The sequence below is a fragment of the Kitasatospora sp. NPDC059577 genome (genome assembly GCF_042735475.1).
Taxonomy (GTDB): Bacteria; Actinomycetota; Actinomycetes; order Streptomycetales; family Streptomycetaceae; genus Kitasatospora.
This window is the reverse complement of record NZ_JBHWBZ010000081.1, coordinates 18,379-28,682: the sequence shown is the minus strand read 5'-3', so window position 1 is coordinate 28,682 and position 10,304 is coordinate 18,379. Positions and strand designations below refer to the sequence as shown.

At 72.9% G+C, this 10,304-nt stretch carries 7 protein-coding genes and 1 pseudogene; 4 read left to right on the top strand and 4 right to left on the bottom strand.

From position 1 onward, the window contains the following. Positions 1 to 95: 95 nt before the first annotated feature. The 3 genes and pseudogenes from ACFV0O_RS37900 to ACFV0O_RS37890 form a co-directional block, all read right to left on the bottom strand. Positions 96 to 1,111: pseudogene (locus ACFV0O_RS37900) on the bottom strand (phosphoglucomutase, alpha-D-glucose phosphate-specific); the annotation flags it as partial. Positions 1,112 to 1,167: 56 nt separating this feature from the next. Beyond that, the gene (locus ACFV0O_RS37895; RefSeq protein ID WP_380348821.1) at positions 1,168 to 2,595 is read right to left on the bottom strand and encodes an RNA-guided endonuclease InsQ/TnpB family protein; all 1,428 of its coding nucleotides are present in this window, start codon (positions 2,593 to 2,595) and stop codon (positions 1,168 to 1,170) included. A 169-nt stretch (positions 2,596 to 2,764) separates the two neighbouring features. After that, complete coding sequence (locus ACFV0O_RS37890) at positions 2,765 to 3,064, bottom strand: YciI family protein (RefSeq protein WP_380348820.1); 300 nt, start codon at positions 3,062 to 3,064, stop codon at positions 2,765 to 2,767. A gap of 410 nt (positions 3,065 to 3,474) precedes the next feature. On the opposite strand from ACFV0O_RS37890, the gene ACFV0O_RS37885 reads away from it, so the two are divergent. The 4 genes from ACFV0O_RS37885 to ACFV0O_RS37870 are packed head-to-tail and all read left to right on the top strand — an operon-like array spanning position 3,475 to position 9,040. Next, positions 3,475 to 4,629, top strand: coding sequence for a ThiF family adenylyltransferase (locus ACFV0O_RS37885; protein WP_380348818.1), 1,155 nt, complete (start codon positions 3,475 to 3,477; stop codon positions 4,627 to 4,629). After that, complete coding sequence (locus ACFV0O_RS37880; protein ID WP_380348817.1) at positions 4,622 to 5,893, top strand: MFS transporter; 1,272 nt, start codon at positions 4,622 to 4,624, stop codon at positions 5,891 to 5,893. The genes ACFV0O_RS37885 and ACFV0O_RS37880 overlap by 8 nt, the downstream gene beginning before the upstream one ends. Then, on the top strand, positions 5,886 to 7,880 hold the full coding sequence (locus tag ACFV0O_RS37875) for a prolyl oligopeptidase family serine peptidase (RefSeq protein WP_380348815.1): 1,995 nt from the start codon (positions 5,886 to 5,888) through the stop codon (positions 7,878 to 7,880). Before ACFV0O_RS37880 ends, ACFV0O_RS37875 begins: the two co-directional genes overlap by 8 nt. Further along, positions 7,877 to 9,040 carry a CapA family protein gene (locus ACFV0O_RS37870; protein ID WP_380348814.1) on the top strand — a complete coding sequence of 388 codons (1,164 nt, stop codon included), beginning with the start codon at positions 7,877 to 7,879 and terminating at the stop codon, positions 9,038 to 9,040. The genes ACFV0O_RS37875 and ACFV0O_RS37870 overlap by 4 nt, the downstream gene beginning before the upstream one ends. Here the strand turns inward: ACFV0O_RS37870 and ACFV0O_RS37865 are convergent. Continuing rightward, positions 9,013 to 9,927 carry a BTAD domain-containing putative transcriptional regulator gene (locus ACFV0O_RS37865; RefSeq protein ID WP_380348812.1) on the bottom strand — a complete coding sequence of 305 codons (915 nt, stop codon included), beginning with the start codon at positions 9,925 to 9,927 and terminating at the stop codon, positions 9,013 to 9,015. The two genes, ACFV0O_RS37870 and ACFV0O_RS37865, sit on opposite strands and share 28 nt — an antisense overlap. Between the last annotated feature and the right edge of the window lie 377 nt (positions 9,928 to 10,304).

Here is a 10,304-nt window from a genome sequence, read left to right as displayed (position 1 = left end):
GCCCCTCGCCCCGGGGGCGGCGCCGGTGGGGGGGGCGGGGCTGGAGCATCGAGGTGGTGCGCTGGGTGTTGCGGCCGCGGGCGGGGGCGGGCCAGTCGGCGCGGTGGCGGTAGAGGTAGTCGACGGCCACCGCGAGGTAGTGGTTGGGGTTCATCAGCCCGCCGTCGGGGGTGACGATGCCGTGCCGGTCGGCGTCGGCGTCGTTGCCGGTGGCGATGGCGTAGTCGGCGCGGCGGGTGATGAGGGAGGCCATCGCGGACGGCGAGGAGCAGTCCATGCGGATCCTGCCGTCCCAGTCCAGGGTCATGAACCGCCAGGTCGGGTCGGTCAGCGGGTTGACGACCGTCAGGTCCAGGCGGTGGGTGTCGGCGATGCGCGCCCAGTAGTCCACCGACGCGCCGCCCAGCGGGTCCGCGCCGATGCGCAGGCCCGCCGCGCGCACCGCGTCCAGGTCCAGGACGGAGGGCAGGTCCTCGACGTAGGCGGTGAGGTAGTCGTGGCGGGCGGTGGTGGCCGCGGCCAGCGCCCGCGCGTACGGGACCCTCCTGATGCCGCGCAGGCCCTCGCGGATCAGCTCGTTGGCGCGGTCCTGGATCCACCCGGTGGCCTGTGAGCCGGCCGGGCCGCCGCTGGGCGGGTTGTACTTGAAGCCGCCGTCGCGCGGCGGGTTGTGCGAGGGGGTGACGACGATGCCGTCGGCCAGCGCGCGGGGGCTGCGCCGGTTGTGGGCGAGGATCGCGTGCGAGACCGCCGGGGTGGGGGTGTAGCCGTCGGCGGCGTCGATCAGCACGTGCACGCCGTTGGCGGCCAGCACCTCCAGGGCGGTGACCTTCGCCGGTTCGGACAGGGCGTGGGTGTCCGCGCCCAGGAACAGCGGCCCGCCGACGCCCTGTTCGGCGCGGTACTCGCAGATCGCCTGCGTGGTCGCGGCGATGTGGTCCTCGTTGAACGCCGCGTCCAGCGACGAGCCCCGGTGCCCCGAGGTCCCGAACGCCACCCGCTGCCCGGGCTCCTGCGGGTCCGGGTGCAGCGCGTAGTAGGCCGTCACCAGCCGCGCCACGTCCACCAGGTCACCGGCCTGCGCCGGCTGCCCTGCCCGTGCGTGTGCCATCCGTCTTCTCCCGCCACTTCCGACTTGTGTTCCCGGTACGCGTCCTGCCCCCGTGCTCACCGATCGTGACGATTCTCGCACCCGGGCGGGGCGATTCCCTCCGGCCACCCGTGGGTGGCCAGTCGGGCTTCACGCGTTCGCCGCCGGGTCCGGGCCGGGACTCGCGCCGTGGTGGCGCTGCGCGTGCTGTTGGTGACCGAGCCGCCCGTCCGGCGGGCTCGGGCCTCGATCTCGACCGAGGCGTTGTGGTCGGCGTCGTCCTCCCAGCCGCAGTGGACGCATCGGAAAACGCGTCCGCAGCCGGGGCGGCTCGCGGGGTCGACCGTGCCGCATGCGGGGTTGCCGCATGTCTGGGAGGTGTGGAACGCCGGTACCGGGATGAGCCGGGAACCGTACAGGCGGCACTTGTAGTCCAGTTGACGCCTGCGCTCTCCGGGCGCGTTGTCCAGGATCGACCGGTTGAGCCCGGCCTTCACCGAGACGTTCCTCCCGGGGGCCGCCGTGGTGCCCTTGGCGCTTGCGGTCAGGTTCTTCACACGCAGGTCCTCGATGCCGACGAAGCCGTGGTTTTGGGCGAGGTCGGTGGTGAGTTTGTGCGTGAAGTCCGCGCGACGGTTGGCCTGCCGGGCCTTGAGCTTGGCGATCCCAGCCATGGTGCGACGCAACCGGTTGGAGTACCGGCCTCCGTTGTGCTTCCTGGCGTGGGTGAGCTGTCGGGCCTTCTTCCGTTCCAGGTGCTTGAGGCGGGCCCGCTCGGCCCGGGTGAGGGTGGGAGGCATGAGGCGGGGTGCGGTCTCGCTGGAGACGAACGCCGAGGCCGCCACCCCGAAGTCCACGCCGCAGCCTGGCTTGCCGTTCGGCGCGTCCGGTTCACGGCCGGTTGCCACGCCGAAGGAGATGTGCAGGCCGGTCCCGTCCCGGGACACGGTGGCGTTGCGGATCGTGCCCCCGAGAGCGCGGGAGAGCCGGAAGCGGACCCATCCGAGTTTCGGAAGCTTGACCTCGGCCCAACGCCGGTTCAGCTTGCGAACAGCGATGTCCTGCCCTTTGAACGGGATACCCATCCGGTGTCCGCGCCTCTTGCGCACGGGGAATCCGGCCGGGTGGCCGGGGTTCCAGAAGTTCAGGTAGGCAGCGTCCAGGTTCGCCAGCACACGCTGGCCGCATCCGGCCGGCAGGTCGGCCATCCAGTCCATTTCGGTGCGAGCGACGGTGAGTTGTCGGCACTGTGCGGATCCCATGAGGGTGATCCCGCGCTGGCGGTAGAGGTAGCGGCGCTGTTCCAAGGCGACGTTCCACAGGGCGCGGCAGGTGTGCCCCCACCGCGCCAGGGTCTCCTCCTGGTCCGCGGTGGGATACAGCCGGTAGCGGCGTCCCGTGTCAGCCTTCACGGGTCCACCCTCGGCGGGCTCGTCACGGCGGTCAATCAGAAGATCGGAACTGATGGACACTGCCCGCTCCGCCGCACCCCGTGCGGGCTTCATGACGAGGTGCCTGCACGAAGTGTTCACCGGGGCGATCGGCGCGACGGAGTCCGTCGTGGCCCTGGCGACGGAGCGGACCCGGGCGCGCGGCCGGCACCGTTCACTCCCACCGGTGCCCGCCCGGGGCGGCGTCGAGGTTTCCCCCGGTCCCTCCCAGGACCTTCCCCGTTCAGCCCGGCAGCCGCTGGCGGTAGGCGTCCAGGACGGGCGCGGTGGTGGTCGCCAGGAACTCGGTGACCCGGTACGCGCACAGTCCGGCGACCACGAACGGGTCGGTGGCCACCAGTGCCTCGATCGCGGCCCGGTCCTGCCCGGCCGCCAGGATCACCCCGCCCTCGCGCGGCACCTTGCGCCCGGAGGCGAGGAAGGTGCCCGCCGCGTAGTGCGTCTGCAGCCATGCGACGTGCTGCGCGAGCGCGGCGTCGATCTGCTCCAGCGGGGCGGTGTAGCTCAGCTCAAGTACGAACATGCGTCCAGGCTAGGCCCGTTCGGGCAGGGGCCTGCGGCGGGGGTGGGCGGGCGCGGATGCGAACCGCCGCAGCCGAAGCGGGGCCCCGTTTCCGGGTGACCCCGCCGAGGGGTGTCAGCGGCGTGTCAGGGATGAGTCAGGACGCTTTGGCAGGCTTCGGGGTGGCAGGACCTCAGGGCTCTGCCGGGACCGAATCCCACGCCCGTAGGCAGAGACGAGGTGATCCGTATGAAGATCCGCAAGGTTGCCGTCGCCAAGGCCGGCTCCTCGCCGCGCTGAATCCGGCAGGGGCTCTGAAGAACACCCTGCCGGGGGCCCATCCGCGCGAATCGGATGGGCCCCTTCGCACCGGCGACGGATGCCGTCCGGCGCCGGCAGTCGTACTCGACGACGATACCGAGGACTTCACCATGAGCGACTCCGCGCTGCCCGCGCTGCCGAAAGTCCGGCCGATCTATGACGTGATGTACCTGGAGGGCCGGATCCGGATGGGTTCCGGTCCTGCGTACGCCAGCGAGATCGAGGACCCGGACGGCCGCTGGGCCACGCTGGTCAGGTTGCTCGACGGCAGCAGGAGCATCGCCCGGCTGCAACGCGAACTCGACGGCAGGCTCAGCGCGGACGAGGTGATCGAGGGAGTCGGGACCCTCCATGAGGCGGGCTTCCTGGAGGACGGGGGTACCACCCCGCCGCAGGAGCTCACGGCCGACGACCTGCGCCGCTACGCACCGAACCTGAACTTCTTCCGTACCCGCGCGTCCGCGAGCGAGGACTTCCACGCCCCGCAGGTCGTGCTGAAGAACACCCGGGTGCTGGTGCTGGGCATGGGCGGTATCGGCACCAATGTCTGCATGGCGCTGGCCGAGCTCGGCATCGGCAGCATCACCGGCCTGGACTTCGACCGGGTCGAGCTGAGCAACCTCAACCGGCAGGTCCTGTACTCCACCCCGGCGGTGGGCAGGCCGAAGGTGGACGTGGCCGCGGAGCGGATGGCGCGGTTCAACCCCGACATCGAGTTCGACGCGGTCGAACGGCGACTCACCTCGCTGTCCGATGTGGAGGCCGTCATCGACGCCGCGGCCCCGGACTTCGTCTTCTGCCTGGCCGACAAGCCGAACGGATGGATCGACTTCTGGGTCAACGAAGCCTGCGTGAAGCGTCGGATCCCTTACACCGCCGGCAGCATCAGCGCCCACCTCGGCACGGCCTACAGCGTGGTGCCGGGCCAGGGCCCCTGCTACCGGTGCATCGTCGACGGGGAAACCGCCGAGCACGCCGAGTTCGCCGAGATCCTGGAGTACGTGCGGATCCACGACCTCGACTCCAGCAACGGCGCACTCGGGCCGGCCTGCATGTTCCTCGGCTACTTCCTCTCCTACGAGCTGCTGCGCGAGCGCCTCGGGCTCGGGCCGGTGCTCGCCTCGGGGAAGCTCCTCGAAATCGACTTCGTGACGTTCCAGCAGCAGTGGCACACCACCGTGCGCCGCCCGGACTGCCCGGTGTGCACGACCGCGGTCCCGGCGACCCCCGCCCCGCCGGAGCCCCTGGACGAGCACCGTGGCTGAGCCGGCCCCCGGCCCGCGGTCGGCGGACCCCCTCCTGCGCAACCGGCCCTACCAGGCGATGTTCTGGTCGCAGACCTGCACCGACCTCGCCGAACAGTTCCTGATCGTGTCGATCGCCTGGGCCGCCCTGCACACCTTCGGCGGCGGCCGCCTGGGTCTGGTCCTGGCCGCCTGGGCGATCCCGCGCGGACTGCTCCTGCTCTTCGGCGGTGTCCTGGCCGATCGCAAGGACCGCCGCACGGTCGGGATCTCGGTCGGGGCACTGCTGTGCCTGCTGAACCTGGCCGCCGCCGCCATCACCCACCGCAGCGAGCTGTGGGCCTGGCTCGCCCTGGCCGTCTGCCTGGGGGTCCTGGACGCGGTCCGGCTTCCCATCGGGTCCTCGATGCTGCCGCTGCTCGTCGACAGGGAGCGCCTGGTACAGGCGAACCGCTGGGTCAGCCTGCGCGAGTGGGGCGCGATGACGGGCGGACCCGCGCTGGGCGGCGCCCTGGTCGCCCTGCTGGGCAGCGGCGGCACGCTGGTGACCGCGGCGGGCATGTACGCCCTGAGCAGTGTCCTGCTGACGTTGCTGCCGCCGCTGGGCCGGGGCCAGGAGGCCCGCAAACCGGTCCTCGCGGACCTGTCCGGCGGTCTCGCCTTCGTGCTGCGCCACCGTCGGCTGCGGGTCCTGCTCCCGACGTTCGCGATGGCCAACCTGTTCGTCCTGGGGCTGATCGGGGTGGGCATCCCGCTCTTCGCCAAGGAGGTCGTGAAGGCGGGCCCGCAGGGCCTGGGCATCCTCTCCGGTGCGTTCGGCGCCGGCCTGGTGCTCGGCACTCTGCTCTGCCACCGGCTGCCCACGCGGTGGCAGCAGTCCCAGCGGGTCATCTTCGGCCTGTTCATGGTGAGCGACGGCCTGCTGGCCGTGGTGGGGATCGCTCCGAACCTGCCGCTCGCCGCAGTGGCGTACGCCGCCGGCGGACTGGCCGCAGGACCCGCCGCCACGTACTACCGCACGCTGCTCCAGGCCCTCCCGCCCGAGGAGTACCTGGGACGGGTCAACAGCATCGCCCGCGCGACCTCCTTCGGGCTCGAACCGGCGTCGACCGCGGGTGTCGGTGCGCTCTCCGCCCGGCTCTCCGCGGCGACCCTGCTCATCGTCGGCGGCTGCGCCGCGGCCGTGGTGGACCTGACCGGGCTGGTGCTCAGCAGCCGCAGGACACCGGCCGGGGCCGACGCCGGCAGCGAACCCCTGGTCTGCGCAGGTGCCCAGGATGGATGAGAACGAGGCCCTGGCCGAGGAGGCGGCACGCTGGGAGGCGTACGCCGAGCCGCTGGGCCGGCTGTGCGCGCTGCTGTGCGAGGAGTTCGCCCGGCAGACCCCGAACGCGACTGCGCTCCCGCTGGCGATCCACCGGTGCACGACCGGCACGTTCGCGCTCGTCCTCACGCCCGGGCAGTCGCAGCCCCGGCTCCTGGAGTACGTCGAGGGCGCCCCGGCCCCGGGCCGCTGCATCGTCGACTTCGCCCGGGAGGCCGGGCCCGCGGCCGCGGGCGGCACGGCGGAGTTCATCCTCGGCGACGTGGTCCTCGACCCCCGGGGCCGGTATCTCGCGTACACCGTCGACACCAGCGGCGCCGACACCTTCGAGGTGCGCCTGCGGACCCTGCCGGCAGGAGAGTCGGTGACCGTGGCCGAGTCGGCGGCGCCGTCCCTCGCCTGGGACAGCGGGCCGGACCGCGTCGTCCACCTCCGGGTCGACGGGCAGCTGCGCCCGGTCGAACTGCGCGCCACCGATCCGCGCAGCGGCGACACGGTCCGCCTCGCCGCGCTGGCACCCGGCGGTGACTACGTCGAGCTGGCCACGAGTTCGGACGGCACCGAGGTGCTGGCCGCGATCGAGCAGCATTCCCGCCGCAGCATGTGGGTGCTGGACCGCGCGACGGGAGGACTGTCCCCGCTGCGCGAGCCCCGCCCGGGAGAGCGGGTGTACGCCGACGTCCGCCAGGGCCGCTGCGTGATGGCGGTGTCCGGCGCCGCGGACGGGGATGCCGTCCTGCTCGCCGCATCGCTCGATGACCTGCCGGTGCCGGACGAATCGTGGGCGGTGGTGTGCCGGGCGTCCGACGGTGCGACGTTCGAGGACGTCGCCCTCGATGGGGACCGTGTCCTCGTGCTGGAGCGGCGCGCGGGCCGGCGGCTGCTGCGCTGCCCGCTGCCCGGGGTTCGGGGAGCGCAGGAGTGCGTCGGCTTCACGGCGGACCGCGGGCCCCGGGACGGCGGTTCCCCGGCATCCGGCATCCGGTTCGTGGCCGGGCTGCGCCCGGCCGGGGCCCCGCTGGAGCTGGTGCGTTCCTGCTGGGACCAGGAGGCACGGTGGTACCGGCTGGCCACGGGCGCGACGGTCGCCCGCCCCTTTCCGGGCGCCGGCCCGGCGGCCGCCGCCGCCGTGACCGGCGGACCGGGCATCACCGTGCTCGAAACGGCCGTGGCCTCGGCGGACGGCGTGCTCGTACCGCTCACCGTCCTGCGACCTGCCGCAGCCGTGGGCCCGCTGCCCACCGTGCTGTACGCCTACGGGTCGTACGGCATCCCGGTCGACCCCGACTACTCGCTGTTCCGGCCCTCGCTGTTCCGGCGGGGTGTCAGTTTCGCCATCGCCCATGTGCGCGGCGGCGGCGAGCTGGGCCCCGCGTGGCACGAAGCCGGGCGCGGCGCGGGCAAGCTGAGCGCCGTGCAGGACTACCTCGGGTGCGCTCGGCACCTGATCGCGCAGGGCCTGACGGCACCGGGGTCGCTTGCGGCACGCGCCCGCAGCGCCGGCGCCGCGCTGGTCGGCGCCGCGGTCAACCAGGAGCCCGGCCTGTTCGCCGCCGCCGTCCTGGAGGTCCCCTTCGTCGACTGCCTGCAGACCCTGCTGCGCGCCGACGATCCGCTGACGGAGCTGGAATGGGACGAGTGGGGCAACCCTCTCGCCGACCCGCGGGCCAGGGCCGTCCTGGCCGCGCTCGCACCGGTGGACAACGTCCGGCCGGCCGCGTACCCGGCCATGCTGCTGACCGGCGGCCTCTCGGACACCCGGGTCGCGGTCGCCGAACCGCTGCGTCTGGCCTCGGCCGTGCGGACGGCGAGCACGGCCGGGCGTCCGGTGCTGGTGCGTGTCAACGGTGTCGGCCACCTGGGGCATTCCGAGGTGGCCGAGGACTGGCGGGACGAAGCGGCCGTCCTGGCCTTCGTCCTGACCGAACTCGGGAAGGACGACGCGTGATCCGCATCCTGTCCGTCGGTGACGTCTTCGTGGACCGGCCCGAGCCCGCGGCGGGATTCGCCCTGCTGGCCGGGCTGCTGGCCACCGGGGACATCGTCTTCGGGAACTGCGAAGGCGCCCACTCGCGGTCGGCGGACCGGGCCCCGCAGGCCAAGGGGCCTCAGGTGTCCGCGCCGGGAAACGCCGAAGCCCTGCGCGCGCTCGGGTTCGACGTGATGTCCCTGGCGAACAACCACAGCGTCGACGGCGGGCACGAAGGCCTGCGGCAGACCGTCGCCGCACTGCGCCGGCACGGGATCGAGGCGGTGGGAGCGGGAGAGAACCTCGGGGAGGCGTTCGAGGCCCGCCTGCTCACCCGGAATTCGCTCACCGTCGCCTTCGTCGCGCTCTCCACGGTCTTCCCGGCCGGGTACGAGGCGCGCGCGGGAGTACCGGGCATCGCCGCCCTGCGAGCCCACACCTTCTACGTCAACCCGGACCCCTCGTGCTGGAACCCCGGCGCCGCCCCGCAGATCGTCACCGCCGTCGACGAGGACGACTGCGGCACGGTCGAGGAAGCGGTGCGCAGCGCCGCCGCCAGGGCGGACGTGACCGTGGTGGGCGTGCACTGGGGCGATCCGTTCCGCCCCTTCGCGCTCACCGACTGCGAGCCCCAGGTCGCCCGGCTGCTCGTGGACGCCGGAGCCGACGTCGTCCTGGGACACCATCAGCACCTGCTGCGCGGCGCCGCGTTCCTCGACGGCGCTCCCGTCTTCTACGGGCTCGGGAACATCGCCTGCGATCTGCCCGCCCTCGCCGCGGACCTGCTCCGGGAGACCCCCGACGCCCCGTACGACGACGAGGACGCGTGCCTGCGGACCTACGGCGAGTACGGGATCTACCCCCGTGCGGGCTACCCGTTGCTGCCCTTCCACCCCGACGCCAGGCGGACGGTGGTGGCACGCGTCGACGTCGACGGGACGGGGGTGCTCGGCTGCGGGCTGTACCCGTGCCGCATAGAGCCGGACGGGGCCGTGCGGCCGCTGCGCGTCGCGGACCCCCGGCACGGGGAGGACCTCGCCTACCTGCGTACCTGTCTGGCCCATGTGCCCGGGCCCGCGGAGCTGGAGCCGACCGAGTCCGACGGCTTCGCCTACTGGCGGCTGGTCCCCGGGGGCTGACTCCGGGGCGCGGTGCGGGCCTTGCACGGATCCTGACGCAGCGGCATCGACGTCCCGGCCCGTCTGTCGTCGCCCGAACCGGTCGGCAGGCCGGGGCTTCGCTGCGGCAGGGGCGGTGCGGACCATCGCGGCCACTGTAGGGCGGGAGCGTGGTCCAGGATGGCCTGTTCGAGGGCGCACAGCCGCGGGGACGGGTCGAGCCCGAGCTCGTCCGCGAGCCGGGACCGGAGGCTGCGGAACGCGTCGAGCGCCTCCACCTGGGACCCGCTGCGGTAGAGCGCGAGCATGTAGTGCTCGCAGAAGTCCTCGCGCAGGGTGTACTGGCTGTGGACCGCCTGGATGTCCGCCAGCACCGCGGCATGGCGGCCCCGTTCGAGTTCGATGTCGAACAGGGTCGCCAGTCCGCGCAGCCGGTAGGCCTCGTAGCGGTCTCCGGCGGCCCGCAGCAGGTCGCGGCCGGTGCTGTCGGCGAGGGGTCCCTGCCACAGTGCCAGACTCGCCCGGACCTGCCGGAGCGCGGCGTCCGGATCGTCGAAACGCAGCCGCGCCGCCCGGTCGATCCCGTTGGCGAAGACGGCGGTGTCCAGTTCGATCCCGTCGAGGTCGAATCGGTAGCCCTGCGGATGTCCCTGCACGCGGCCCGCTCCCCGGCCCGGCTCGATCGTGGCGAGGTGTCGGCGGATCCGGCTGATATGGGCCTGGAGGGCGTTTTCGGCGTTGCCGGGAGCCTTCCCGCCCCAGAGCTCCTCGATGAGGACGTCGTGCAGGACCGGCCGCCCCTCGCTCACCAGCAGGATCTGGAACAGCAGCCGCCGGTATTCGCCCGTGATGTCGACGAAGCCAGCGGCGGTCTCGACCCCGACCCGGCCGAGCGCGCAGTACCTCACCGGGCCGTCCCCGTGGGGCGGGGGGTCGGGAGAGCCCGGGTCGGGCGGTAACGCACCGAGAACCCGCAACCCACCACGTATGCGCACACGTTGTCCCTTCTCCGAAGGCCAGAGACGATGAAGGAGCATGCCGCGAACGGTAGTTGCCGAATGATCTGCACCCGGGAAGCCGCGTCCTCGCGGTTCCGGTGCGGTATGGAATGTCAACTCCCGTGCGCGGCACCCGGGTTGCCCACAGGAGGAAGAGGCACTGCGCTGCGCGTGCGGGGCCGGAAGGCGGCCGCGGGACGGGCGCACGGGGGGCGGCGACAGCCGCGGCCACGGGCTGCTGTGGCGGTCATAGCGCATTCCCCCATCACTGCGCGGTGCTGTCCGGC

Excerpts from the sequence above, each read along its gene's own strand:
- ACFV0O_RS37895 (WP_380348821.1), bottom strand. The coding sequence starts at position 2,595 with ATGAAGCCCGCACGGGGTGCGGCGGAGCGGGCAGTGTCCATCAGTTCC.
- ACFV0O_RS37890 (WP_380348820.1), bottom strand. The coding sequence starts at position 3,064 with ATGTTCGTACTTGAGCTGAGCTACACCGCCCCGCTGGAGCAGATCGAC.
- ACFV0O_RS37885 (WP_380348818.1), top strand. The coding sequence starts at position 3,475 with ATGAGCGACTCCGCGCTGCCCGCGCTGCCGAAAGTCCGGCCGATCTAT.
- ACFV0O_RS37875 (WP_380348815.1), top strand. The coding sequence starts at position 5,886 with ATGGATGAGAACGAGGCCCTGGCCGAGGAGGCGGCACGCTGGGAGGCG.